This is a genomic window from Pseudomonas sp. GG8, from assembly GCF_052976945.1.
In genome coordinates this window covers 983,088-1,009,067 of the sequence record NZ_JBRIIP010000001.1, presented here as the reverse complement: position 1 = coordinate 1,009,067, position 25,980 = coordinate 983,088, and the positions used below count along the sequence as shown (strand labels likewise).

The window sequence follows — 25,980 nt, the reverse complement described above, 5'->3', positions numbered from 1 at the left end:
TCAGGGTCGACAATAAAAACCGGCGTTCGCCGGTTTTTTTATGCCCCGCACAAACAAAAAAAGCACCCGAAGGTGCTTTTCTTTGATGCCGATTCTGACGCGTCTTACTGAGCGCCTTGACCCAATACCAGCTGACCTTCTTTGTTGACCGGAATCTGGTTACCCGGATCACGGTCCATACGCACCTGACCGACCTTGTCGTTCAGTTTGTATTTCACGTCATAACCCACGACCTTGTCGCTGATGTCATTGACCGTATTGCAGCGGGTCTGAGTCGTGGTGTATGTATCTCTGTTCTGCATACCTTCCTGAACTTTGTTGCCCGCGTAACCACCGCCCACCGCACCGGCGACCGTCGCGATTTTTTTGCCGTTACCGCCACCCACCTGATTGCCAAGCAAGCCACCGGCCACGGCACCCAGCACGCTACCCATGATCTGATGCTGATCCTTGACGGGCGCCTGACGGGTGACCGCTACGTCTTTGCACACTTCACGCGGGGTCTTGACCTGCTCCTTGATGGGTTGCACACCCAACACCTCTGCATACTCAGGGCCGCTTTTCACCAAGTTATACGTGGCGACAGCACCGCCAGCGGTCACGCCGACAGCCCCCAACACCGCACCAATTAGCAACGACTTGTTCACTTGAACCTCCTGGTAACCTCGCGCGAAATTTCCCACGCTACTCCCAGCCTTGGAGTACGAAAAAGGGCGTGAGTTCAACACTCACGCCCTTCTGGGTCCAAACCGGTAAAGCATTCAGGCTTTACGGACGCTCATCAACCTTGTCAGCCACAACAGGAGGAATCAGATCCTCAGTGCTCAGGTTCAGCCAGATCAACACCACGTTAGCGATGTAGATGGAGGAGTAAGTACCCGCCAGTACACCAATGAACAATGCGACGGAGAACCCGTGCAGGCTGTCGCCACCGAAAACCCACAACGCCACGATTGCCAGCAAGGTGGAAATCGAGGTCGCCATGGTCCGCAACAGGGTTTGCGTAGTGGAGATGTTGATGTTTTCAATCAACGACGCCTTGCGCAGTATCCGGAAGTTTTCCCGGACCCGGTCGAAGACCACAATCGTATCGTTCAACGAGTAACCGATGATCGCCAACACAGCCGCAAGCACCGTGAGGTCAAAGGTCACCTGGAAGAACGACAGGATCCCGATGGTGACGATCACGTCGTGAATCAGGGAGACGATTGCACCGACCGCGAATTTCCACTGGAAGCGAAAGGCCAGGTAAATCAATACCCCGCCCAGCGCCATCAGCATGCCGAGGCCGCCCTGATCGCGCAGTTCTTCACCGACTTGCGGGCCAACGAACTCGACGCGCTTGACGGTGACCGGGTTATCCGCGCCGCCTTTGCGCAAGGCTTCCGCAACCTGAGTACCCAACTGCGGATCTTCGCCCGGCATACGCACCAGCAAATCGGTGGTAGCACCGAAGCTCTGCACAACGGCATCGTGGTAACCGGCAGTAACCAGTTCCTCACGCACCTTGCCAAGATCAGCCGGATGCTCGTAAGTCAGCTCGATGAGCGTACCGCCGGTGAAGTCCAGACCGTAGTTAAGCCCTTTGTGGAAGCAGCTAAACAACGCCAGCGCGGTAAGGAACATGGTAAAGGCGAACGCAACATTGCGAACGCCCATAAAGTTAATCGTACGTAACATGGCAGCCCCTTAAATCCACAACTTCTTGAAGTCACGTCCGCCGAAGATCAGGTTGACCATTGCGCGGGTCACCATGATGGCCGTGAACATCGAGGTAAAGATCCCGAGCGACATGGTCACCGCAAAGCCTTTGACAGGGCCTGTGCCCATCGCAAAGAGAATGCCGCCGACCAACAGTGTTGTCAGGTTGGCGTCGAGGATCGCGGTGAATGCCCGGCCGAAGCCTTCATTGATTGCCCGCTGCACCGTCATGCCCGCAGCGATCTCTTCACGTATCCGCGAGAAGATCAGTACGTTGGCGTCGACCGCCATACCCATCGTCAGAACGATACCGGCGATACCCGGCAGGGTCAGCGTTGCACCCAGCAAGGACATCAGTGCCAGCAGCATGACCATGTTCACGGCCAGTGCGACGGTGGCGATGACGCCGAAGAAACGGTAGATCGCCATGATGAACAGCGACACAAACAACATGCCCCACAGCGATGCATCGATACCCTTGGTGATGTTGTCAGCACCCAGGCTCGGACCGATGGTACGTTCTTCAGCGAAGTACATCGGCGCAGCCAGACCACCGGCACGCAACAGCAGCGCAAGCTCGGACGCCTCACCCTGACCGTTCAGGCCAGTGATACGGAACTGGCTACCCAGCGGCGACTGGATGGTCGCCAGGCTGATGATCTTCTTCTCTTCCTTGAAGGTCTGGACCGGCACGTCTTTCTCGACACCGTTGACCATCTGCTTGACGTAGGTCGTCGTCGGCTTCTGCTCGATGAAGATCACCGCCATGCTGCGACCCACGTTACTGCGAGTCGAACGACTCATCAGCTCGCCACCATGACCATCCAGACGGATGTTCACTTGCGGACGACCGTGTTCGTCGAAACCGGCCTTGGCATCGGTCACCTGGTCACCCGTGATGATCAGCCCACGCTCGACCGGTGCCGCAGGACGACCGCCCTCACGAAACTCGAACATCTCGGTAGTGGCTTTCGAATCTTCAGGACCTGCGCCCAGACGGAACTCCAGGTTGGCAGTCTTGCCCAGAATACGCTTGGCTTCAGCGGTGTCCTGCACGCCCGGCAGCTCAACCACGATACGGTTGGCGCCCTGACGCTGAACCAAAGGCTCGGCGACACCCAGTTCGTTGACTCGGTTACGTACCGTGGTCAAGTTCTGCTTGATTGAGTATTCACGAATCTCGGCCAGCTTGGCCGGAGTCATCGCCAGACGCAGCACGGACAAACCGCCGCGCTCGCTGGTGGTCACGTCAAAATCGTTGAAGCTCTTGCGGATCAGGGTACGCGCTTGTTCGCGAGAGTCTGCATCGCTGAAACCAAGCTGGATACCACCGTCGAGTTGCGGCAGGCTGCGATAACGCACACGCTCTTTACGCAACAGGGATTTGACTTCGCCTTCATACACCTTAAGGCGCGCATCCAGAGCCTTATCCATGTCCACTTCCAGCAGGAAGTGCACACCACCGGACAAGTCCAGACCCATCTTCATCGGGCTTGCACCAATGCTGCGCAACCACTTCGGCGTGGTCGGAGCCAGGTTCAACGCAACGACATAGTCGTCACCCAAAGCCTTGCGCACGACGTCCTTCGCTGGCAACTGGTCTTCTTGCTTGGTCAGACGCAACAAACCGCCCTTGCCCTTCTCGGCCAGGGTGGAGCCTTTGACCGTAATGCCCGCATCGGTAAGCGCTCGGCTCACACGATCCAGGTCAGCCTGGTTCACCTGCAACGCAGTGCTTGCGCCACTGATTTGAATGGCCGGATCGTCAGGGTAGAGATTGGGTGCGGAATAAATAAAACCGACCACCAGCACCGCCAGGATCAGTACGTATTTCCACAGAGGGTATTTGTTCAGCATCACGCCGCCCGCTTATAACGCGGGGCGCCTTGCGCGCCCCGTCGATTGGTAAAAGACTGAAACTTAGATCGCTTTCAAGGTGCCCTTAGGCAGCGTGGCAGCGATAGCGGCCTTTTGGATTTTCAGTTCAACGGTGTCAGACACTTCGATGACCACGAAGTCGTCGGTCACTTTGTTGATCTTGCCCGCAATACCACCGGAAGTGACAACTTCGTCACCTTTTTGCAGGTTGCCCAGCAGGTTTTTCTGTTCTTTCGCGCGCTTGGCCTGTGGACGCCAGATCATCAGATAGAAGATGACCAGGAAGCCGACCAGGAAAATCCATTCAAAGCCCGAACCAGCAGGACCGGCGGCAGGTGCAGCAGCGTCCGCGAAAGCGGTAGGGATAAAAAAGCTCATTTAGCACTCCAATTGCAAAATTTTGTTAAGAGGGTAGAAAACTCAGTACTCAATCAATCCAAAGGCGGCGTTGGAAGCCCGCGTTTGGCATAGAAGGCATCGACAAAGGCGGCCAATGTACCTTGTTGAATAGACTCGCGCAAACCAGCCATAAGCACTTGGTAATGCCGCAAATTGTGAATGGTATTGAGCATGCTCCCCAGCATTTCCCCGCACTTATCCAGATGATGCAGATACGCACGCGAGAAGTTCTTGCAGGTATAGCAATCGCAGGTCGGATCCAGTGACGAATCGTCATGACGATGGAACGCGTTACGGATTTTCAACACACCCGTATCAATGAACAAATGGCCGTTGCGCGCGTTGCGGGTTGGCATCACGCAATCGAACATATCGATACCGCGGCGCACACCTTCAACCAGATCTTCTGGCTTGCCCACGCCCATCAAGTAACGAGGTTTGTCAGCCGGCATCATGCCCGGCAAGTAGTCCAGCACCTTGATCATCTCGTGCTTGGGCTCACCGACCGACAGACCGCCGATAGCCAGACCGTCGAAACCGATCTGATCCAGGCCTTCCAGCGAGCGCATGCGCAAATCCTGGTGCATGCCGCCCTGAACGATACCAAACAGCGCCGCCGTGTTTTCGCCGTGGGCGATCTTCGAGCGTTTGGCCCAACGTAACGACAGCTCCATGGAGACCCGCGCAACGTCTTCATCAGCCGGGTATGGTGTGCACTCGTCGAAAATCATCACGATGTCAGAGCCCAGATCACGCTGAACCTGCATCGACTCTTCCGGCCCCATGAACACCTTGGCGCCATCGACCGGAGAGGCGAAGGTCACTCCCTCCTCCTTGATTTTGCGCATGGCGCCCAGGCTGAACACCTGAAAACCACCGGAGTCAGTGAGAATCGGCCCGCTCCACTGCATGAAATCGTGCAGGTCGCCGTGACGCTTGATCACTTCAGTCCCGGGACGCAGCCACAAGTGGAACGTATTACCGAGGATGATCTGCGCGCCAGTCGCTTCGATATCCCGAGGTAGCATGCCTTTGACCGTGCCGTAAGTACCGACCGGCATGAAAGCAGGGGTTTCGACCACACCCCGAGGAAAGGTCAAACGACCGCGACGTGCTTTGCCGTCAGTGGCCAGCAACTCGAAAGACATACGACTGGTGTTGCTCATGCGTGATCCTCTGGGGCCGATTCCTTGGGAGCTGTCGGCGCGGGATTGCGGGTGATGAACATTGCATCACCGTAACTGAAGAAGCGGTACCCATGCTCCACTGCCGCCGCATAGGCAGCCATGGTTTCGGGGTAACCGGCGAACGCCGAAACCAGCATCAACAGCGTGGATTCAGGCAAATGAAAGTTGGTCACCAGGGCATCGACCACATGGAACGGACGCCCGGGAAAAATAAAGATATCGGTGTCACCACTGAACGCCTTGAGCTGACCGTCGCGCGCCGCACTCTCCAGCGAGCGCACGCTGGTGGTGCCCACGGCAATCACTCGACCGCCCCGCGCACGGCACGCCGCCACGGCATCGACAACGTCCTGACTGACTTCCAGCCACTCATTGTGCATATGGTGATCTTCGAGCAGCTCAACGCGTACCGGCTGGAACGTACCCGCACCGACATGCAGGGTCACGAAAGCCGTTGAAACGCCCTTCTGCGCAATCGCATCGAGCAGCGCCTGATCGAAATGCAGCCCCGCAGTCGGCGCGGCAACCGCCCCGGCGCGCTCGGCATATACCGTCTGATAACGCTCACGGTCGGCGCTGTCATCGGGACGGTCTATATAAGGAGGCAACGGCATATGGCCGACCCGCTCCAGCAACGGCAACACCTCTTCGGCAAAACGCAGCTCGAACAGGGTGTCATGACGGACCACCATCTCCGCCTCACCGCCGCCATCGATCAGGATCATCGTGCCCGGCTTGGGGGACTTGCTCGAACGCACATGGGCCAATACCCGATGGCTGTCGAGCACACGCTCAACCAGAATCTCCAGCTTGCCGCCGGAAGCCTTCTGCCCGAACAGGCGCGCCGGGATCACCCGGGTATTGTTGAACACCATCAAGTCGCCGGGGCGCAAATGCTCCAGCAAATCGGTGAATTGACGGTGCGCCAGTGCGCCGCTAACCCCATCTAGGGTCAACAAGCGGCTGCCACAACGCTCGGCCAAAGGATGGCGAGCAATCAAAGAATCAGGGAGCTCGAAGGTAAAGTCAGCAACACGCATGATGGGGTTCGTCTAGCAGGGCCGGAAAGTTTAGCGGAAATAATGAACATTCACCACGAAACATGATTGACCAACGGTAATCTCATCTCTATACTCCGCGCCCATCAAGCCCTGATGGCGGAATCGGTAGACGCGGCGGATTCAAAATCCGTTTTCGAAAGGAGTGGGAGTTCGAGTCTCCCTCGGGGCACCAAATAGCTACACATTGTGAGTTTCTACCGACTCACAGATCCAAAGAAACCGGCCATTTGAGCCGGTTTTTTTGTGCCTGAAACTCTTCTTTTATCTGAAATATAGAAAGCGAATTTTCGCAAATCTGCGGGCGCAGACGTGCCTGCGAATCAGGCAATGAGGTCTGCCAGACACAACGCGCCGCAACCGTTTCCCACAGAGCAGTATGTGTCGCACTACAAATCCGCTTCTGGCCGCCAGGCGGTAGGAGATCCCGCCCCACCTTCGTCGCCGCGCTGTCGCGCAGCAAACTGGGAGCCGATTCTGCCCGGAGGGCGTAGGAGCTGACTTGTCTGCGATCTAGCCGGGGTCGCGTCCGACCGAAGCGCTGACAAAAGAATGAATTCAACACCGCTGTAAGGTCGTGCCGACCCGTCCTGGGCAATCCGGCTCCACCACACCGAGTTCGCCGGACGACATAGCCGAACCGAAGACGGAGCGAAATCTCTTTTCGTGATTCGTAATCGCATCGCACGTGGCCTGCCGCGTCGCCATCGACCAGCAAATTTCGTAGTGACGACCGGCATCACCACGTTCCTATCTCCCTTCTGTGAGCCCGGCAAGCTGCATGGCTGGTCTACATTGCCGATATGGCGAACTGGATGGCGGATGAATTGGAACTCAACGCTAAACGGTACAGCCTGAGCACTCGCCTGGAAGAAATTCGCCAGCAAACGCAGGAAGAGATGGCCAGCGCACGGCAGGCTGAGACCCAGGCGGCTTCCGCTTACGCACGGGCCGTGGCCTGGGGCGATGTCGAAGGCGAAAAAGCAGCCAGCACAGACGCTCAGAAAGCGGCGAAAAACCTCACTACCGCGACCGAACAACATCGCCGCCAGCTACTGATCATCACCGCCTTGCGACTGGCCCACGACGCCCTGGAGGAAACGTGGAATGAAGCCGCCCAAGCGCTGCTTGATGTGGGAGGTAAGCTTTACGCTGCAGCCAACCTGATTGGCCGCGACCTAGTGTCCTTGTTCAAGCTCGACATCCCTGAGCAGGGTGAAAACTCGGGCAGTTGGAGGTGGCGCGACCTGGTAGACCGTGGCAGCCAGCATCGCACGCGCGATCTGCTCGCGATGTAACAGCCGTTTACCCTGAAACAGCCTGCTTTCGCGGGCTGTTTAAATCACTCCAAGGATCGAAGCCATGAACGCTGCGACACAAAACAGCTCATCCATATCCGAAACGCTTAGAGCGAGAAAAGCCCACCTGACCGCCCTACTCAAGATCGTGGATACCAACATCGGAAAAAGCACAGCGATGCAGAAGCTCACAATCACTACGATCAAGGCAGAAATGGGTTGATTCCGGTCATTCATGACCGGCAGCAATCGGCCGAGGCTGTGTAAAAACGTTTTAGAGCCGGTTTGAATGTCCGAATCGGAGCCGAAATCGCGTTCCTACGCAAATTTCAGATCCACTGATCAACCAATCACTGGCAGATTTTACGTAGCGACGCAGACTTCAAAACAGTGGCTGCGTTTTTACACACTCAGGGCCAGAAGCGGACGCTTATGAGGTGACGTGAATCTGCCCTTTTTGGGACTTTGAAAGAACCTGTCAGTCAGACATCGCCTCCGCCATCCTTATACGACAGACCCATGATTTTACAGGGCTTTATCGTTTCTTTGAGGTGAGAACTGCGCCGTTTTCAAGACGCATTACAACACTGACTTTTTCATAGACCTGGTCAATGCCGTGATCATCGGCCTGTTCAGTGGTATCTAGGGACCGGATTGCGCCGGACATCAACGCCAGACGGATGACTTATCGGATATCGCTCGATACCCTTACCTCCCCGTCGCCTGACGGTTTCCAGATCAAATCCCATTTCACCCAGACGAGCATGTCATGAAATTCCCCGCAGGTTTGCTGCTGTCGGCTATCAAGCTGGACCGTGCCAGTGCCATTCCCCTGTACCGCCAACTGTATCTGCAGATTCGCAAACAGATACTCAACGGCAGAATCCAGGGGGGCGTGCGCCTGCCGTCGACCCGGACCTTAAGCAACGAGTTGGGGTTGTCGCGGATCACCATTCTCAATGCTTTCGATCAACTGATTGCCGAAGGTTTCCTGGCCTCGCGCACTGGCGCCGGTACGTATGTCGGCACTGAGTGGGAAAGCCGGGGTATCGAGGACGAGCAACAGCGCCAGCCACCACGCCTGTCCGACCTGAGCCAGTCGATGCTGTCGCTGCGCAGCGATCATTTTCGTGGGGTGTCCTATGCCGACTGGGACCCCGCGACCCCGACCTCCTTCCTGCCCAGCCACAGCACCTATGATGCATTCCCGCAGGCGATCTGGCGGCGCCTGATGAACCGTCATCTGCTCAAGCCAACCAAGGCCATTCTGGGTTATGGCGAGTTACAAGGCTTGCACGCGTTTCGCACAGCGATTGCCGAATACGTCTTCGATGCGCGTGGCATCGACTGCAGTGCCGGGCAAGTGGTGATCGTTTCCGGCGCGCAGCAAGCGTTCAACCTGCTGGGCATGCTGCTGCTCAATCCGCAGGACAGTGTCTGGATGGAGGACCCGGGGCACATCGCCGCGCGCATTGCGCTGCAAGCCCAGGGGGCTCAGGTGATTCCGTTGCGTATCGATGAACAGGGGATCGATGTCCAGCAAGGCCTGACCGAGTGCCCTGATGCCCGTTTGGTGTTTTGTACGCCTTCGCGCCAGCATCCTTTGGGTGTCACGCTGAGTTATGCGCGGCGCCAGGCACTCATCGACTGGGCTGCGCAACATCAGAGCTGGATCATCGAGGACGATTGCGACAGTGAGTTTCGCTACAGTGGCCGCCTCCTCCCGGCGTTGTATGCCATGGACCAGATGGCCCGGGTGATCTACGTCGGAACGTTCAGCAAAGTTCTCTTTCCGTCACTGAGACTGGGTTACGTGATTCTGCCGCAGGCCCTGGTCGAACCCTTTTGCACCTTGCGCGCGGTCATGGATCGCAGTCCGCCCACACTGCTTCAGGCGACAACGACGGACTTCATGTGCGAAGGCCACTTTCTGGGGCACATCCGCCGCATGCGTGCGCTGTACAAGGCGCGCCAGCAGGCATTGATCGAACAGCTTGAAAAGCAGATTGGCAGCTTCTTCAGGATCACTCCGACGGATGCTGGCATGCACCTGATCGCCTGGCTGTCCCCCGAACTCAGTGACACTGACATCGCCCGGCAACTGGCCCAGCACAACATCCACACCTACGCCTTGAGCGACTACCGCATCAAGCATGCCCTGTCGCCGGCCCTGTTGATCGGCTTTGCCGGCACGCCTGAAAACCAGGCCCGGGAGCGTGTCGAGGCGCTGGCCCGGGCCTTGCGCACATTAGGTTATCTGCCGCCGACCACTTGATGCGAGGCAAGTGGTCTTATCAATTAACTGATAATGGATCTATCGAGAGTTCCTGACTGGCGCGATAAAGGCTGCGCCGGTAGACCCGGTGTCTGAACCAGGAACGACTCTAATGAACAATAAGATCCAGGAACGATTCAACGCCTTGCTGAGCCATAAGGTGGTCGAACACGGGGCGGCTCCCGTGCTGACGGACGCACTGGCCCAGCGGTTGCTTGAGCGTCTCGGGCAATTGCGCCTGTTTGCCCACGCCTACCCGCTACTGACCAACCTCACCCACGGTCGTGTCACCCCTGCCGACCTGCTGGACTTCGCCTATCGCCACGAGCTGCAAGGCCTGAGCCTGCACTTGCTCGACGGCGAGAAAAACAGCCTGAGCCAAATGTCACCCGCGCAGCTCCAGGCGTTTGCCGCCAAGGCCAAAGCGCTGGGGCTGGATGTGCACCTGGAAATCAGCAGCACGCTGAAAAAGGATGTCGACCAGGTGATCGCCATCGCCAGGGCCCTGGGGGTGCGCAACATCCGTGTTTACTCACGTTACGAGGGCACGCTGTCGCGGGTCATGGACGTGATCGAGACTGACCTGCACTACCTCGCACAACAGGCCGACGCACACGATCTGTACTTTGACTTCGAGCAGCATGAAGAACTCAAGAGCGGCGAAATCGCGCAACTGCTCAACCGCCTCAACCACCCTCGCCTGCATGCTCTGTTCGACTTCGGCAACATGATCAATGCCTGCGAACCGCCCCTGCAGGCCCTGCGTAACCTGGCGCCACACATCCGCCAGACTCACCTCAAGGGTGTGCGCATCGTCCCCGAACAAAACGGCTTCGGCCATTACGGCGTATTGCAGGGCAGCGACGAGGACGATCTGCCCAGCGCCCGCATGCTGTTCGAGCTGTTGATGCTGGGCGAAGCAACCCCGCAGGTGATCGCATTCATTCTCGAGCAGGAAAACCACTATGTGGCCCCGGCTTTCCGCCAGAGCCTTGAGGCGGCCGATCCCTTCATTGCTTACCGGGAGATGAGCGAAACGCCGCTCCCGAACGGCTACTCGCTTGAGCGAATGCTGGCCGATGAACACCGCTGGGCAAACAACCAGGTCGCCTATGTCCGTAGCCTGCTGGCCGAATTGCGCACCTTGGCCGAACTGACCCTTGCCACCCCTTCCAACGCCTGAACCTGACGACCCGATTACGCCCGGAGAACAATAATGACAACTCAAAACAAGGCCAAATGGCTCAGATTCCTGATCCTCATCCTCGGTGGCGGCACCATCTACAAGCTGGCGAACCTCAAGGACGCCTTCTATGTACCCATGCAGGAATTGATGGGCTTGAGCCACACTGAAATCGGTATGCTGCTGAGCGCCAACGCGATCATCGCTACTGCACTGTTTGTGATTGGCGGCCTGCTCGCCGATCGCTACGAGACGCGCAAACTAATCCCCCTCGGCCTGATCGGGACCGGTAGCCTGGGGTTGTACCTGGCGACCTTTCCGCCCTTCAGCAATTTGCTGATCGTGTTCTGTCTGTTGGCCGTCTGTGCCGACTGCCTGTTCTGGCCATCGCTGCTCAAAGCCATCCGCAACCTGGGTGACGATCAGGAGCAAGGCCGGTTGTTCGGCCTGCTCGAAGGCGGGCGTGGCGTGGTTGATACACTGGTGGCCTTTTCCGCCCTGGGCGTGTTCGTCGCCATGGGTTCGGGCGAAACCGGCCTGAAGTCGGCGATCCTGTTCTACTCGGTCATCGACATTCTGGCCGGCACCCTGACCTGGTTCCTGCTCAAGGGCGGCAACGCGCAGTCGGTGGCCAAGCCAAAGAATGGTCTGGCGAACCTGATGGAAGCGATCAAGGTACCGGGAATCTGGCTGGTCAGCCTCAACGTGTTCATGGTCTACATCGTCTACTGCGGCCTGACCTATTTCATTCCCTACCTCAAGGAAATGTACGGGTTGCCCGTGGCATTGGTGGGCGCCTACGGCATCATCAACCAGTACTTCCTGAAGATCCTCGGCGGGCCTGCCGGCGGTTTCATTGCCGACAAGCAGTTCAAGAGCACCAGCCGCTACCTGAAATGGGCATTCCTGGCGCTGTTGCCGCTGATGGGCGTGATCATGCTGATTCCGAAAAGCCCGGGCTTCATCTATGCGGGCATGGCCGCCACCCTGTCCTTCGCCCTGATCGTGTTCTCCATGCGCGGCGTGTTCTGGGCCCCCATGGGTGAAGTCGGCATTCCCCAACACATCACCGGCTCGGCCTTCGGCATCGGTTGCCTGATCGGCTATGCACCCGGCATGTTTGCCTACGTCATCTATGGCGCGATCCTCGATCACTTCCCCGGTCAACAGGGTTACAACTATGTCTTCAGCCTGATGAGCATACTGGCCGTTGCGGGCTTCATGGTGTCCAGCCTGCTCTATCAAGCGGTGCGCAAAAAATCCATGGCCACTGGCGGGATGAGCGCGGCGCAAGCCTGATCATCGCCAAGGACTCCAGGAGGAGGAATCGTCTACCACGCCGATCCCTCCTCCGGCCACAACGCAGGAATGAACCGAAGCTTGCGCACAATCTGGATAACGCGTTAGCGCGACGGAACGCTTTTTCATCTTATGGCGACGCACCGGCTTATTGGGCGACCGTTGGCACTCTTGATCGGTGGCTTGAGACTGCAGCGTTTCGCGACAGGCAGCTATCGGCCGAGGCTGTGTGAAAACGTTTTAGAGCGAGTTTGACAGTCAGAACCGTAACGAAAATCGCGTTCCTACGCAAATTTCAGATCTGCTGACCAACTAGACGCTGGCAGATTTTACGTAGCAATGCAGACTTGAAAACGGTGCATGCGTTTTCACACAGCCTTGGCCGATAGCTGCCGGTTACGACAGGCAGAAACGGGTCGATTGCCGTCCTTCGCGACAGGCAGAAAACGGCCGATTGTGTTGAGAAAGTCGATTTTCTCAAACTGCCGCAAAATTGATCGGTGAAAGCGCCTTTTGACACGCCGCCAGGTGAAATCGCAGTCCGAATGCCTCTGCGAAAACTCTGGATTTAAATCTCAGGCGATTACTTTTTTGGCATGGAAACTAAGGCCGGCTTTTCAACAGAGTCGGCCAAAAGCTGTTATTCAGCGGTGTCTACGAATTAGAGGGCGATTCATATTGGCCCTCGCTTTGCCTTATGTTTTGTACGAAAAATCGCCTTGCCTGATTGCCGCTCGACGACTTTTCGTACAAACCCTAGACCGGGCTCAAGCCAGCAGTTCGGTGATCCACCGGGCCTGCCGGGAGATGTCCTGCGACTTCTCCACGGGCACGGCCTGCCGCGCCTGGGCGAAGTTGGTCAGGGTTTGCTGCTTATGGCGCAGCATGCGCTGCCACTTGACCAGGAACGCCGGGCTGCGTGCCTGCATCTGCAGCGGGCCGAAGTACAACTCCTCGGCGGTGTATATCACCGGCCCGGCGCGCTCGGCGACGATGATTTCGTAGTCGAAACGGTTTTCCCGCAGCACTTCCTCGCAGAGGATGCGGTAGCCATTTTCCATCAGCCATTGGCGCAGTGGCTGCTCGCCGCCGTTGGGCTGCAGGATCAAGCGCTCCTGGCCGCTCAGGCGCGCCTTGCCACTGTCGAGGATGTCACGGATCGTCTCGCCGCCCATGCCACAAATGCTGATCGCCGTGATCCCGTCTCCCGGCTCGATCGCCGCCAGGCCATTGGCCAGGCGCACGGTGATCCGCTGGTCCAGGCCGTTCTCGCGCACGGTGCGTTCGGCCGAGCGGAACGGCGTCGACGCCACCTCGCCGGCCACCGCCGCTGCGATGGCTCCACGGCGCATCAACACCACCGGCAGGTAGCCGTGATCCGAGCCGATATCGGCCAGGCGCGCATCGGCTGGCACATGCGCCGCCACGCGCTCCAGGCGCATAGACAATGTTTGTTCGTTCAACTGCAGCCCCTTTTCACCACGAACGTCCAGCACCTTTGGCCGGATCGGGACGAGATTCTGTCGAGTAACGCCGTGCATTTCAAACGCCTGTGACCAGGGCCATGGCTCGCCCCGTCCTACCGCTCGCGTATCGGCCCAAAGCAAACCCTGGTCATGGGCGGCTTTTGGTCGACTTCTGTCTGTTGCGACCGGCGGAAAGCGCCCCTAGCAAACACTCGAAAGCGTCTACCCATGCGGGGCCGATCAAGGTTGAGAGGAAGACCTGTGCAGCAGGCAACTCGAACGATAGAACTGCGGCATGGGTGAAAATCAACCTAATCACAAGAAGACGTATCGTTACAGGCTGGTAACGACTAGGTACTCAAGCCTATCGATATTTCGGGAGCGAGGCTGATCGGAAAGTTAACAGAGCGCGCAATGAAGCATTTTTCATGGGCGGCATGATGCAGAGCTAGGGCTTTCTCGATATCGGCTCCGGGAGCCAGGGTCACCTTGGGCCTCAACACCACTGAGGTGAACTGGCCAGCGCCATCGCTTTGCTCGACCATTGTGCCCTGCGGATTATCCACATAGGTCACGATCACCATCCCGGCCTCGGCACAAAGGCCCAGATACCACAGTTTATGGCACGCAGATAAGGAGGCGAGAAGAAGTTCCTCCGGGTTCCAGCGAGTCGGATCACCTCGAAAACTGGGGTCGGATGAGCCATTAATCGGGGGTTTGCCCTTGGCCTGAATAACATGCGAGCGACTGTAACCACGGTAAGAGGAGGTACCTGTACCCTCATTCCCCGTCCAGACAACCTGGACATCGTAGCGGTGAACTTTATCTGCCATTTGATCTTCCCTGAGCATGTTTTTGCGTCCAAAGGCTACGGTACATGCCCTATGAATTGAAAGCTGAACGTTGCCCGTGCCTTTGCTCGATACTTCTGCCTTTCGCATGGATTTAGCAACTCAGCACCCTGAGTTCCAGCGTTACCCGTGAAACCAAATCCAGAGCGCCACCAGCAGAGTCGCCGCGACGAGCCCGGCCAGCACCGCGCCACGTGGTTGACATGCCGCGCGTTTGTCAAAGTGTCTCGGCTCATCTCCTGTACCTGTCGCAGCTCGTTCGACAGCATTCAGGACAACACCTCGGCCCACCCTCTTCTAGACTCAACGCATGGTCGTAGAAAGAACCGAACACGTCGCTTTGGTGCCGTTGAATCAAAGGCGGCGTGGCAAGCTGCCTTTTATGCCCTGAAGAGGTGCGGCAAAGACCGCACCGGGTCCAACAAGATGCCCGCCAAGGGTGCCCTGGTCAACGGCCTGAACATGCCACGATACCGTGACGTGGTGTGAGTGCCGCAGCCGACACTTTCGGACAACCGGCGACTGCCTGGTTTGCCCGTGATCGTGAGGAATGCTGTATGCCTGATGAGATGTTGCAATTGCCTGTGGTCAACAGCGTGCTGGAGCGCCACAAGGGCTGCCCCGGTGCACTGTTGCCGATTCTTCATGAGATTCAGGAGGGCATCGGTTACATCCCGGATGCCGCCATCCCCGAGATTGCCCACGCCCTCAACCAGAGTCAGGCCGAGGTTCGCGGGGTGATCAGCTTCTACCATGACTTCCGCTCCGCGCCCCCGGCCCGGCATATTCTGCGTCTGTGCCGCGCCGAGTCCTGCCAGAGCCGCGGCGCCGAGCAGCTCGCAGCGCAGTTGCGCGAACGCCTGCAACTGGACGACCACGGCAGCAGCGCCGACGGCAGCATCAGTCTGCGCCCGGTGTATTGCCTCGGTGCCTGCGCCTGCTCGCCCGCCCTGGAGCTGGATGGCCAGGTGCATGCGCGGCTCAGTGCCGAGCGTCTTGATGCATTGCTCGACGCTTGCCAGGAGGACGCATGATGCCGCGCCTCTATTTGCCGATTGATTCTCTTGCCCGTGCCGTAGGTGCCGATGATGTAGCTGTGGCCCTTGCCACTCAGGCCCAGGAACGCCAACTGTCCCTGTCCCTGGACCTGCAACGCACCAGCTCGCGCGGCCTGTACTGGCTGGAGCCGTTGCTGGAAATGGACACTCCGCAAGGCCGTATCGGCTTCGGCCCGCTGACCGCTGCCGATGTGCCATCCCTGCTCGATGCATTGCAAGACGAGTCGTCCGCCCATCCACTGGCCTTGGGTCTGGTGGAGGAACTGCCTTATCTAAAGACTCAACAACGCCTGCTGTTTGCCCGCGCAGGCATTACCCGGCCGCTGTCCCTGGAGGATTACCGGGCCCACGGCGGTTTCGAGGGCTTGACCCGGGCCATCGCTCTGGGCGGCGAGCAGACCGCGACCGCCGTGTTCGATTCGGGCCTGCGTGGCCGTGGCGGCGCAGCCTTCCCGGCCGGGATCAAATGGCGCACGGTGCGCGCCACCCAGGCTGCGCAGAAATACATTGTGTGCAACGCCGACGAAGGCGATTCCGGCACCTTCGCCGATCGCATGTTGATGGAAGGCGACCCCTTCCTGCTGATCGAAGGCATGGCCATTGCCGGTCTCACCGTCGGGGCCAGCTACGGTTACATCTATGTGCGCTCGGAATATCCACAGGCCGTGGCCACATTGCGCGAGGCGCTGGACATCGCCCGGTCCGCCGGTTATCTCGGCGCCAATGTCGTCGGCAGCGGCCAGGCCTTTGATATGGAAGTACGCGTCGGTGCCGGCGCTTACATCTGCGGTGAGGAAACCGCGCTGCTGGACTCTCTCGAAGGCAAGCGCGGGATTGTCCGCGCCAAGCCACCGATCCCCGCCCTGAAAGGTCTGTTCGGCCTGCCGACCCTGGTGCACAACGTGCTGACCCTGGCCTCGGTGCCGTTGATTCTGGCCAAGGGTGCGCAGTTCTATCGCGATTACGGCATGGGCCGCTCGTTGGGCACCATGCCCTTCCAATTGGCGGGCAATATTCGTCACGGCGGTCTGGTGGAACGGGCGTTTGGCCTGACCCTGCGGGAACTGGTGGAAGACTACGGCGGTGGTACTGCCAGTGGCCGGCCGCTGAAGGCCGCGCAAGTTGGCGGCCCCCTCGGCGCCTGGGTGCCGCCAGGGCAATTCGACACGCCGCTGGATTACGAAGCCTTCGCCTCCATCGGCGCCATGCTCGGTCACGGTGGTGTGGTGGTGGCTGACGACAGCCTGGACATGGCCCGTATGGCGCGCTTCGCCCTGCAGTTCTGTGCCGAGGAATCCTGTGGCAAATGCACCCCATGCCGCATCGGCTCGACCCGGGGCGTGGAGGTGATCGACCGCCTGCTGGCCGCACCTGACCAGAGCGGTCGTGATGAGCAGGCGATCATCCTCAAGGACCTGTGCGACACCATGCTTTACGGTTCGCTGTGCGCGTTGGGCGGCATGACCTCCTATCCGGTCGCCAGCGCCCTCAAGCACTTCCCCGCCGACTTCGGTCTGCTGGCCTCGGAGGCCGAGCAATGATTACTCTCTTTGACCCGAAAACCGATATCGATCTGGGCACCCCGGCCCGCGACAGCCAGGTGCAAGTCACCCTGAACATCGACGGCCGCAGCATCAGCGTGCCCGAAGGGACCTCGGTGATGCGCGCCGCCGCGCTGCTGGGCACCACCATTCCCAAACTATGTGCCACCGACAGCCTGGAAGCCTTCGGCTCCTGCCGCATGTGCCTGGTCGAGATCGACGGCATGCGCGGCTACCCGGCGTCCTGCACCACGCCGGTCAGCGAAGGCATGAGCGTGCACACCCAGACGCCGAAGCTTGCCACCCTGCGCCGCAATGTCATGGAGCTGTACATCTCAGATCACCCGCTGGACTGCCTGACCTGCTCGGCCAACGGCAACTGCGAGCTGCAAACCGTCGCCGGCCAGGTCGGCCTGCGGGAGGTGCGTTACGGCTATGAAGGCGACAACCATCTGGCCGACAAGAAAGACACCTCCAACCCCTACTTCGACTACGACCCGAGCAAGTGCATCGTCTGCAACCGCTGCGTGCGCGCCTGCGAAGAAACCCAGGGCACGTTTGCCCTGACGATTACCGGGCGCGGTTTTGAATCCCGGGTCGCGGCCGCCGGTGGCGAGAACTTCCTCGACTCGGAATGCGTGTCCTGCGGCGCCTGTGTGCAAGCCTGCCCCACCGCGACCCTGATGGAAAAAAGCGTGGTCGAACTGGGCCAGCCCGAACGCGCCGTGATCACCACCTGTGCCTATTGCGGCGTGGGCTGCTCGTTCCGCGCCGAGATGAAAGGCGACCAGCTGGTGCGCATGGTTCCAGACAAGAACGGCCAGGCCAACCACGGCCACTCCTGTGTCAAAGGGCGCTTTGCCTGGGGCTACGCCACCCACCCGGATCGCATCACCACGCCGATGATCCGCAAGCACATCAACGACCCTTGGCAGGAAGTCAGCTGGGATGAGGCGGTGACCTACGCCGCCAGCGAATTCCGCCGTCTGCAGCAAAAATACGGCCGAGACTCCATTGGTGGCATCACCTCCAGCCGCTGCACCAACGAAGAAACCTATCTGGTGCAAAAACTGGTGCGTGCCGCGTTCGGCAACAATAACGTCGACACCTGTGCGCGGGTCTGCCACTCGCCGACCGGCTATGGCCTGAAACAAACCCTTGGCGAGTCCGCCGGCACTCAGAGTTTCGACTCGGTAATGCAAGCCGACGTGATTCTGGTGATGGGCGCCAACCCCAGCGACGCCCACCCGGTGTTCGCCTCCCAGCTCAAACGCCGCCTGCGTGAAGGCGCGCGGCTGATTGTCATCGACCCACGCCGCATTGATCTGGTGGACTCGGTGCATGCCCGCGCTGAACTGCACCTGGCCCTGCGCCCGGGCACCAACGTCGCCATGCTCAACGCTCTGGCCCACGTCATCGTCACCGAAGGCCTGCTCAACCAGGCCTTTATCGACGCCCGTTGCGAAGGCAGCGATTTCGCCCACTGGCGCGAGTTCGTCAGCCGCGCGGAAAACTCGCCGGAAGTCCTTGGCGCCATCTGCGGTGTCGCCGCTGCCGACATCCGTGCCGCCGCGCGTCTGTACGCAACCGGCGGCAACGCGGCGATCTATTATGGCCTGGGCGTCACCGAACACAGCCAGGGCAGCACCGCCGTCATGGGCATCGCCAACCTGGCCATGGTCACTGGCAACATCGGCCGCGAAGGCGTGGGCGTGAACCCGCTGCGTGGGCAGAACAACGTTCAGGGCTCCTGCGACATGGGCTCCTTCCCCCACGAGTTGCCTGGCTACCGACACATCTCCAACGAGGTGGTTCGGGCGCAGTTCGAGCAGGCCTGGAACGTCACCTTGCAACCCGACCCGGGCCTGCGTATTCCCAATATGTTCGAGGCAGCCCTGGACGGCAGCTTTAAGGGCTTGTATTGCCAGGGCGAAGACATCGCCCAAAGCGACCCCAATACCCAGCACGTCACCTCGGCTCTGTCGGCGATGGAATGCATCGTGGTGCAGGACATTTTCCTCAACGAAACCGCCAAGTTCGCCCACGTATTCCTGCCGGGCAGTTCGTTCCTGGAAAAAGACGGCACCTTCACTAACGCCGAGCGACGCATTTCGCGCGTGCGCAAGGTCATGGAACCGCTGGGCGGCAAGGCCGACTGGGAGGGCACCGTGGCCCTGGCCAACGCCCTGGGTTACCCGATGAACTACCAGCACCCGTCGGAAATCATGGATGAAATCGCCAGCCTGACGCCGACCTTCAGCAACGTCAGCTACGCCGCACTGGATAGCCACGGCAGCCTGCAATGGCCGTGCAACGCCGCAGCGCCGGACGGCACGCCGACCATGCACATCGAGGAATTCGTGCGCGGCAAGGGGCGCTTCATGCTCACCGGCTACGTGCCCACCGAGGAAAAGGTCAACAACCGCTATCCCCTGCTGCTGACCACCGGACGCATCCTCAGCCAGTACAACGTCGGCGCCCAGACCCGGCGTACCGAAAACATCGCCTGGCACGACGAAGACCGCCTGGAAATCCACCCGACCGACGCCGAGAGCCGTGGCATCAATGAAGGTGACTGGGTCGGCATCGGCAGCCGCGCCGGACAGACCGTACTGCGTGCGCGGGTCACCGAACGGGTCGCTCCAGGTGTGGTGTACACCACCTTCCACTTCCCCGAATCGGGGGCCAACGTCATCACCACCGACAACTCCGACTGGGCCACCAACTGTCCGGAGTACAAGGTCACCGCCGTGGAAGTCAGCCGCGTCTACCACCCTTCCGAGTGGCAAAAACGTTACCAGGCATTCAGCGACGAACAACAACGCCTACTCGACGAACGTCGCCGGGCACGCACCGCAGGAACAAAGGCCGAGGTACGCCGATGAGCACTGCCAACCTGATCAAAATGGCAAACCAGATCGCCCAGTACTTCGCCAGCGAACCGGACCAGCAACAGGCAGTGCTTGGCGTGCGCAATCATCTGCAGATGTTCTGGACGCCCGGCATGCGCAAGGAGTTGCTGGCCTGGCAGACGACGCATCCTGGGGCCGACTTGCACCCACTGGCGCAGGCTGCGGTCAGTGGGGCGGGCTGGGAGGCTTAAGGCTCACACGATCCCTTACGGAGCACCTGCTGCCTGTCGGGCAGCGGTGCAACTAAGGAAACCAGCGTGCATGAATCTGCTTGAGTACGCCTTTGGCCCCGATACGTTGGTATCCCTCTTCATACGTCTTCAGTGCACGCAATCCATCCGGGTGGGCCAGGCTAAAGCCTATCGTTGCGCTTACCACACCGCAATTGAAGGCGAAGCGCACCGAATTTTCTGTGCCCGACTGCCTGGCCTTATAAGCCTCCGCCTCAAGGTCGGTGGTAATGATCAATGCCGCCTGGAAGCGCCGGGCGGCCAGCTTCTTCAGATTCAGTAAGTCCGAGTGAACGTTCTCGAACAGCACTCCGGACTTCTGTAGCGCCATGACCTGGGGCGAATATTCGTAGTCGTTGGTGATGCCCAGTACAGTCCCGGGCGGCAACGTGCATATGCCGTCTGGAGGCCTCGGCAAGGGGGCTTCGATATGTTCGAAGATGTCGTCATTCGCCGCGTAGATCGGTAGCGCCGCCAGCTTGATCTTGCCATCGAACTCGGGCAGCCAACTCATGTTGAAGCAGGCCGCGACCTCACCATTGAGCACCATGTATTTGCAACGTGAATAAGGCACGACTTTCAGGCGCACCTCAACCTCCATCTCCTTGAACGCGGCGACAACTACGTCATTGGCGTAACCTGTACCGTCGCTCTTCGACCAGGGATCGGCAGCATCCTCGACCATGATCGTCAGCGTCTCGTGCGGCATCTGCGCGGCGACGGCACTTGCTGCCAGCAGGTAGAGTGAGCACATCAGCAGGATCGGTTTGAGTGGCCACATTCGGTGCTTAGTCTTTTGCTGATGCATGGCTCTCCATTGATCTACTGACTCCACCACCGGCGAAGCTATTGGACTCTAGGCACTGGTCTACACACATCAACGCCACATTATGCGCACCCGCGAGAGATTCCGCGGAGGTTATGCCGAACACCGCCAGCAGCGCTCATGAGACAAGTCTATAAAACAAGGCGCTAATCAGATATCTCACGCGGCCCGGCCTAAACAATCTTGCACTTGATCCAGGCATCTTCGGCAACGCCATAGATGGCGCAGAGGCGGTGATAGCCGTCCGCGATAACCAGTTTGTCGCTCTTCTCTCCCCTGACCAGCAGCAACGGTGACAGCGGCGTTCCGTTCTTGATTTTGCTGCGGTCTTTCTCTACATGGGAGTTGCTGATGCCAAGCAGGGAAAGTTCTGACGCGCGGAAAATGTCCTTTGCCTTGAACTGGGTAAGGTCGGCAGCACGCAGGGCGGAAATTATTTTCTGCACTCGGTTTTCGCTGAATAGCAGAAGAAGGTAGGACTGTGCGGCTGGGTAGTCCTGCTCTTCCACATCTGGAAGCCATTTTATTTCAGTCGCTTCTTTCGCGTTGCTCATGTTTGCTCCCGAAGTGTTCACGCAGTGTAGTTGTGGGAATGCGTTTTTTAAGGCGAATCAGGCTTTATCCAAGGGTGCGTCGATCAGAACCTGAAGCCGCACTGAGACCCGCATTTCAAGCGTCCTTTTTCTGCAGGCTCTTCAGGCGCAGGCCCGCCCGTTGCACAGCGGCCATTTTTTCGGGTCGCTTCATGCGTTTCCATTTTCTGATGTCCTCCTTGGTGCGACCACAACTTACACATAAATCACCGCTCAACTGGCAAACGGAAATACAGGGATTTTCGATATCCTTGGCCACGACTCAACCCCGAGTCGAGCGCTTGCGCGCCAAGCGTTGCTGCCAGTTTCCGGCATTGGCATGCTGACATTGCTCTTCAGTATCGACGTGCACATGGGCCGACACCGGACTGACGTGGATATCCGCTTCGCTTAACGCCACGGCCGTCAGTTCGACCATGCGTTCACCCTGCCCACTCGCAAGGGCCTGGTTCTTTTTGGCCTGCGTGTCAAAGACCCAGACGACCATCAGGCTGGACGGGAATACGGTGTAATCAACCTCGTGGGTCAGCCAGCAGAACCCTGCTATTTCGGCTTTGGCCGTCTCACAGGCGTCGGTCAGGGCCACCACCAGACGACGCTCGATCTGCGCCTGATCGCGTTTGCTTAACAGCATTGTTTGATCCTTGAATCAGTGTCGAAGGCTTGCCGAGGGGCGCTCGGTCTAATATCGCGCGGCTCGCTGCTGCGAGCCTCTTTTGCCAGTATCGATGTGCAGCACCTTGAGACGCAAAGGAATAAAACCAACAGTGCTCAGCAAACGCATGGCCTCAACTGCGAATTTGTATCTATTGCCAGTGAAACTTGTGTGGAAGCCCGCAGTCCTATTCGGGCTTTGCCGGTCACTACCGCAGCCCCTTTGCTGCCAAGCCCCCTGTCATTCCATCTGAGCTGTTCGACTCATGCGCCTAACCGTTCGTTCCTCCCGCTCTATTTCGCTCTGCCTCGTACCTTTGCTCCCCCTGCTCGCCAATCCCGCTTATGCCGAAGGGGAGCAGCAACTGGTGCAAGCCATCAACGGCTACCGCGCCCACCCCCAGCGCTGCGAGGGACGCATGACCCCTGCAATGACACCGTTGGCGCTGAAGTCCAGCGTGGCCTTGCCCGTCGGTTATGGCGGCGATTTACGGGACGGGTTGAAGGCCGCCGGTTATCAAGCAGGGAAAGTGCAAGCCATCCAAGTGGCAGGTGCGCGCGATGCCGAGACGGCCTTTGCCGTGATCAAGAACAACTACTGCGACAAACTACTCAATACCCAAGCGACCGATATTGGTGTCACTCACGTCGGTAATCGGTGGCAGATGGTACTGGCGCGCCCCTTGGTCGATGATCACCTGACTGATCGGCGGACAGCGGATAAAGCGTTGCTGACAGAGGTCAATGCGGCACGGGCGAAGCCGCGTCTGTGTGGGTATCAGCGCTTCGCAGCCGCACGACCACTGACGTGGAACAATGCCTTGGGGGCGGCAGCGCAGGGGCATAGCCGGGCGATGGCCTATGGCAATTACTTCGCTCACCAAGATCCAAACGGTGACTCGCCAGCGGCCCGGGCTCGGGCCGTTGGCTACCGTGGTCGGCAGATCGGCGAGAACATCGCTGCTGGGCAGGGTTCCCCGAGCCAGGCGATGCAGGGGTGGCTGGCCAGCCCTGGGCATTGCGCCAACCTGATGAACCCGATGTTTACCCAAGTGGGTGCGGCTTATGCCACGGCCTCGCGTAGCGACTTGGGTATCTATTGGACGATGCTGTTCGGCGCGCCCTGATGATCGTGGACGGGCTGTGGACTTTTACGGACAGGCCGTCAATGGAACCACACCGTCAGTTGCTTGCGACTTGAGCCATCCCGCCGGATGTCACGAGCGCCTTCAACGATGCATCGAACTGTTTCAGGGCGTTTAATTGCAGCTCACGTTGTTGGTCGATTTGCGCGGCAATCTCTGGAGCGGCTTTGCCATGCACCCAGACAGCGGACATTTGCTTTTCACCCAAACCTTCGGCCTTGCCAATGTATTGCAGGTTCGAATCGTAAAATTTGGCGACGAAGCGCGCTTCGACCTGGGTATTGCGCTGTGTCACCAGACGGTTGTAGGTGTCCAGCATGACCACTACGTCTGGGTGGGCTTGCACCAGCGCATCAAGGTTGTCGTAGACGGTCACTAAGGAGAATTCTTTCTGCAGCGAACCCATGAGCCAATTGATCGCGAGTTTCGGATCGGAACTGTTGACGAACGCGTCGCTAATGCGAGAGTCAATCGCACCATTCTTCACGCCGTTCAGCGCGACAGAATGGTAATGCTCAAGGTACTCAAGGGTATTGACGGTGTTTTCGCTGTAGAGCACACCGACTGATTGTGCATGCAGCAGGCCAGCGGCACTGTCAGCTACCGATAACAAATGGCAGGACGGCGCGTCTGCAGCGTAAGAAGGCACAGTGGTGGCAGCGCCACCGGTCAATACGGCGACAAGAGCCAGCAGGGTGGAAATTCTCATCGCGTTATTTCCCTTAGAAGCATGTTCGGTATGGCGCTATCTTCCTCCTTCGCTGGAAAAACAAAACTCGCATTCGTCGATGGTAACTATCAACTAAACGAATGGTAAAAACAGAAGCGGTTTATTGCGTGAGGGCAACGTGTAAAGTACCCCCCCAAAAAGCGCCTCGAACAGTTTTTTCGCCATGGGTGCAGAACAGAGTACACACCAGCCATGACCATCAGCACCCAGTCTCCGGATCGACAGCGCCTGATTCGCGCCCTGTTTGAAGAGTACATCGAGATGTACGCCTCTCGGGATCAGAGCCTGACGACCCGCTTCAGTAAAAACTTCAGTGGGTATACGGGGAGCGGCGATTTTCTGGTCAAGGATCTCGCCGACTGGCAGACGATCACTCGCCAGGACTTCTCTCAAGTGCCTGAACGTATCCGCATTGAGATGCTCGATCTCTCTCTGCAGGACCTGGGTGAAGAGGTGGTGGTTGCCACCGCTTTATTCCGCATTCACTTGCCCGTTGACGGCGATATGCTTGCAAAGGAAGCGGCACGCCTGGTGCTGATTTTCCGCCTCGAAGGTGAAGAGTGGAAAATCGTTCACAGCGGTATCTCCATTCCCTATCACCGGGCGGAGGATGGCGAGGTGTATCCCCTCAAGAGCCTGCAGGAGCGCAACCGCACTCTGGAGGCACTGGTCGAGGAACGCACCCAGGCACTGCATGCAAGCGAAGCTCTCTATCGCCAGCTCACCGAGGACACTCGCGATGTCCACTGGAAAACAGACCGTGACCTGTTCATCACCTACATCAACCCCGCCGACGAACGCCTGCGTGGCTTCAAGGCCGACGAGGTAGTCGGGCATCACGTCTTTGAACTGTTTACCGACGAGGGTGTGGCCATGGTCAAGCACCTGATGGAGGAAAGACGGCGATCTGAACGGCCACCTTCGTCGGATGACTTTGTGACCTTTGAGGTACAGCATCGCTGCAAAGACGGCAGCCTGCTCTGGGGGGAGGTGCTGTCGAAGCCGGACCTTGACGAACAGGGTGAGATTATCGGCTACCACGGTATTACGCGAGAGGTCACCCGGCGCAAGCTGTTGGAAGAGCAGGTCAACCAGTTGGCGTTCCGTGACACGCTGACCCACTTGCCCAATCGCCGCCTGCTGGAAGATCGCCTCACCCAGGCAATGTCGTCCAGCAACCGCAGTAACTGCTACGGCGCCCTGTTATTCCTCGACATGGATAACTTCAAGCCACTCAATGACACGCATGGCCACAGCGTCGGCGACCTGCTGCTGATCGAGGTCGCCAACCGCCTGAAAGCCTGCGTACGCGAAGCGGACACCGTCGCCCGCTTTGGCGGTGACGAATTCGTCGTACTGCTGTGTGACCTGAGCTGCGACAAGCGCGAAGCCACTGCTCAGGCAAGACGCATTGCCGAAAAGATACGCATCAGTTTGTCGACGCCCTATTTGCTGAGTCTCACCATTGAGCATCGCTGCACGGCCAGCATCGGTGTAACCCTCTTTAAGGGACGCGAAGCAAGTGAAGAACACGTCATAGATTCGGCTGACTCAGCGATGTATCAGGCCAAAGAGCATGGACGAAACACGATTCGGTTTTGTGAATAGAACATGATTTGAATCTCCCCCTGGTGTGCAAAGCTGGTCTTTCGCGCAGGGGGTCATATAATCGCGCCGTTTCGTCTACCCTCACGAA

General features: G+C 58.7%; 23 protein-coding genes, 1 tRNA gene and 1 pseudogene. 12 read left to right on the top strand and 13 right to left on the bottom strand.

What is annotated here, in order from left to right:
* Positions 1-104: 104 nt before the first annotated feature.
* From ACVBEG_RS04950 to queA, 6 genes are all read right to left on the bottom strand, one after another.
* Positions 105-647 (bottom strand): glycine zipper 2TM domain-containing protein, encoded by a 543-nt coding sequence (locus ACVBEG_RS04950; RefSeq protein WP_219061119.1) that lies wholly within the window; start codon positions 645-647, stop codon positions 105-107.
* 121 nt (positions 648-768) lie between these two features.
* Positions 769-1,680 (bottom strand): protein translocase subunit SecF, encoded by a 912-nt coding sequence (gene secF / locus ACVBEG_RS04945; RefSeq protein WP_322178124.1) that lies wholly within the window; start codon positions 1,678-1,680, stop codon positions 769-771.
* Positions 1,681-1,689: 9 nt separating this feature from the next.
* Entirely contained in the window at positions 1,690-3,558 is a 1,869-nt protein-coding gene (gene secD / locus ACVBEG_RS04940; protein ID WP_322178123.1) for a protein translocase subunit SecD, read from the bottom strand.
* A gap of 63 nt (positions 3,559-3,621) precedes the next feature.
* The gene (yajC, locus tag ACVBEG_RS04935; protein ID WP_219061116.1) at positions 3,622-3,957 is read right to left on the bottom strand and encodes a preprotein translocase subunit YajC; all 336 of its coding nucleotides are present in this window, start codon (positions 3,955-3,957) and stop codon (positions 3,622-3,624) included.
* Positions 3,958-4,010: 53 nt separating this feature from the next.
* The gene (gene tgt, locus ACVBEG_RS04930) at positions 4,011-5,126 is read right to left on the bottom strand and encodes a tRNA guanosine(34) transglycosylase Tgt (protein ID WP_219061312.1); all 1,116 of its coding nucleotides are present in this window, start codon (positions 5,124-5,126) and stop codon (positions 4,011-4,013) included.
* Between the two features lie 14 nt (positions 5,127-5,140).
* Complete coding sequence (gene queA, locus ACVBEG_RS04925) at positions 5,141-6,205, bottom strand: tRNA preQ1(34) S-adenosylmethionine ribosyltransferase-isomerase QueA (RefSeq protein ID WP_322215206.1); 1,065 nt, start codon at positions 6,203-6,205, stop codon at positions 5,141-5,143.
* Positions 6,206-6,313: 108 nt separating this feature from the next.
* Here queA and ACVBEG_RS04920 point away from each other — a divergent pair.
* The 6 genes and pseudogenes from ACVBEG_RS04920 to ACVBEG_RS04895 all read left to right on the top strand — a co-directional run bounded on the left by ACVBEG_RS04920 (position 6,314) and on the right by ACVBEG_RS04895 (position 12,278).
* Positions 6,314-6,398, top strand: a tRNA-Leu gene (locus ACVBEG_RS04920).
* 616 nt (positions 6,399-7,014) lie between these two features.
* Positions 7,015-7,521: pseudogene (locus tag ACVBEG_RS04915) on the top strand (chromosome segregation protein SMC); the annotation flags it as partial.
* A 64-nt stretch (positions 7,522-7,585) separates the two neighbouring features.
* Positions 7,586-7,744: a hypothetical protein gene (locus tag ACVBEG_RS04910; protein WP_322178121.1), complete on the top strand. Its 159-nt coding sequence runs from the start codon at positions 7,586-7,588 to the stop codon at positions 7,742-7,744.
* 546 nt (positions 7,745-8,290) lie between these two features.
* On the top strand, positions 8,291-9,796 hold the full coding sequence (gene pdxR, locus ACVBEG_RS04905) for a MocR-like pyridoxine biosynthesis transcription factor PdxR (protein ID WP_322215125.1): 1,506 nt from the start codon (positions 8,291-8,293) through the stop codon (positions 9,794-9,796).
* A 112-nt stretch (positions 9,797-9,908) separates the two neighbouring features.
* Positions 9,909-10,979 (top strand): sugar phosphate isomerase/epimerase family protein, encoded by a 1,071-nt coding sequence (locus tag ACVBEG_RS04900; RefSeq protein ID WP_323565741.1) that lies wholly within the window; start codon positions 9,909-9,911, stop codon positions 10,977-10,979.
* A gap of 33 nt (positions 10,980-11,012) precedes the next feature.
* Positions 11,013-12,278 carry an MFS transporter gene (locus ACVBEG_RS04895; protein WP_447107422.1) on the top strand — a complete coding sequence of 422 codons (1,266 nt, stop codon included), beginning with the start codon at positions 11,013-11,015 and terminating at the stop codon, positions 12,276-12,278.
* Positions 12,279-13,045: 767 nt separating this feature from the next.
* Here the strand turns inward: ACVBEG_RS04895 and ACVBEG_RS04890 are convergent.
* Positions 13,046-13,741, bottom strand: a complete 696-nt coding sequence (locus ACVBEG_RS04890; RefSeq protein ID WP_323565750.1) for a tRNA (adenine(22)-N(1))-methyltransferase — start codon at positions 13,739-13,741, stop codon at positions 13,046-13,048.
* Positions 13,742-14,094: 353 nt separating this feature from the next.
* Positions 14,095-14,577 (bottom strand): OsmC family protein, encoded by a 483-nt coding sequence (locus ACVBEG_RS04885; protein WP_322178117.1) that lies wholly within the window; start codon positions 14,575-14,577, stop codon positions 14,095-14,097.
* A 575-nt stretch (positions 14,578-15,152) separates the two neighbouring features.
* On the opposite strand from ACVBEG_RS04885, the gene ACVBEG_RS04880 reads away from it, so the two are divergent.
* Genes ACVBEG_RS04880 through ACVBEG_RS04865 form a run of 4 tightly spaced genes read left to right on the top strand, consistent with a single transcriptional unit; the run spans position 15,153 to position 20,297 of the window.
* On the top strand, positions 15,153-15,629 hold the full coding sequence (locus tag ACVBEG_RS04880) for a formate dehydrogenase subunit gamma (RefSeq protein WP_322178116.1): 477 nt from the start codon (positions 15,153-15,155) through the stop codon (positions 15,627-15,629).
* The gene (locus ACVBEG_RS04875) at positions 15,626-17,194 is read left to right on the top strand and encodes a formate dehydrogenase beta subunit (protein WP_322178115.1); all 1,569 of its coding nucleotides are present in this window, start codon (positions 15,626-15,628) and stop codon (positions 17,192-17,194) included. Before ACVBEG_RS04880 ends, ACVBEG_RS04875 begins: the two co-directional genes overlap by 4 nt.
* A complete protein-coding gene (gene fdhF / locus ACVBEG_RS04870) occupies positions 17,191-20,079 on the top strand; it encodes a formate dehydrogenase subunit alpha (protein ID WP_322215129.1) in 2,889 nt (962 codons plus the stop codon). Before ACVBEG_RS04875 ends, fdhF begins: the two co-directional genes overlap by 4 nt.
* Positions 20,076-20,297: a formate dehydrogenase subunit delta gene (locus ACVBEG_RS04865; protein ID WP_322178113.1), complete on the top strand. Its 222-nt coding sequence runs from the start codon at positions 20,076-20,078 to the stop codon at positions 20,295-20,297. The genes fdhF and ACVBEG_RS04865 overlap by 4 nt, the downstream gene beginning before the upstream one ends.
* A gap of 52 nt (positions 20,298-20,349) precedes the next feature.
* Here ACVBEG_RS04865 and ACVBEG_RS04860 read toward each other — a convergent pair whose 3' ends face one another.
* The 4 genes from ACVBEG_RS04860 to ACVBEG_RS04845 all read right to left on the bottom strand — a co-directional run bounded on the left by ACVBEG_RS04860 (position 20,350) and on the right by ACVBEG_RS04845 (position 22,389).
* Positions 20,350-21,144, bottom strand: coding sequence for a hypothetical protein (locus ACVBEG_RS04860; RefSeq protein ID WP_323569155.1), 795 nt, complete (start codon positions 21,142-21,144; stop codon positions 20,350-20,352).
* A 191-nt stretch (positions 21,145-21,335) separates the two neighbouring features.
* Positions 21,336-21,716, bottom strand: a complete 381-nt coding sequence (locus ACVBEG_RS04855) for a hypothetical protein (protein WP_322178111.1) — start codon at positions 21,714-21,716, stop codon at positions 21,336-21,338.
* A 115-nt stretch (positions 21,717-21,831) separates the two neighbouring features.
* Positions 21,832-22,014, bottom strand: coding sequence for a DUF1289 domain-containing protein (locus ACVBEG_RS04850; protein ID WP_322178110.1), 183 nt, complete (start codon positions 22,012-22,014; stop codon positions 21,832-21,834).
* A gap of 3 nt (positions 22,015-22,017) precedes the next feature.
* The gene (locus ACVBEG_RS04845) at positions 22,018-22,389 is read right to left on the bottom strand and encodes a hypothetical protein (RefSeq protein ID WP_330200641.1); all 372 of its coding nucleotides are present in this window, start codon (positions 22,387-22,389) and stop codon (positions 22,018-22,020) included.
* Positions 22,390-22,675: 286 nt separating this feature from the next.
* Here ACVBEG_RS04845 and ACVBEG_RS04840 point away from each other — a divergent pair, with 286 nt between their 5' ends.
* Entirely contained in the window at positions 22,676-23,536 is an 861-nt protein-coding gene (locus ACVBEG_RS04840; protein ID WP_322178108.1) for a CAP domain-containing protein, read from the top strand.
* A gap of 55 nt (positions 23,537-23,591) precedes the next feature.
* Here ACVBEG_RS04840 and ACVBEG_RS04835 read toward each other — a convergent pair whose 3' ends face one another.
* Positions 23,592-24,263 carry an ATPase gene (locus ACVBEG_RS04835; protein ID WP_447107421.1) on the bottom strand — a complete coding sequence of 224 codons (672 nt, stop codon included), beginning with the start codon at positions 24,261-24,263 and terminating at the stop codon, positions 23,592-23,594.
* Positions 24,264-24,476: 213 nt separating this feature from the next.
* Between ACVBEG_RS04835 and ACVBEG_RS04830 the strand changes: the two genes are divergently transcribed.
* Positions 24,477-25,892 carry a diguanylate cyclase domain-containing protein gene (locus tag ACVBEG_RS04830; protein ID WP_322178106.1) on the top strand — a complete coding sequence of 472 codons (1,416 nt, stop codon included), beginning with the start codon at positions 24,477-24,479 and terminating at the stop codon, positions 25,890-25,892.
* Positions 25,893-25,980 lie beyond the last annotated feature (88 nt).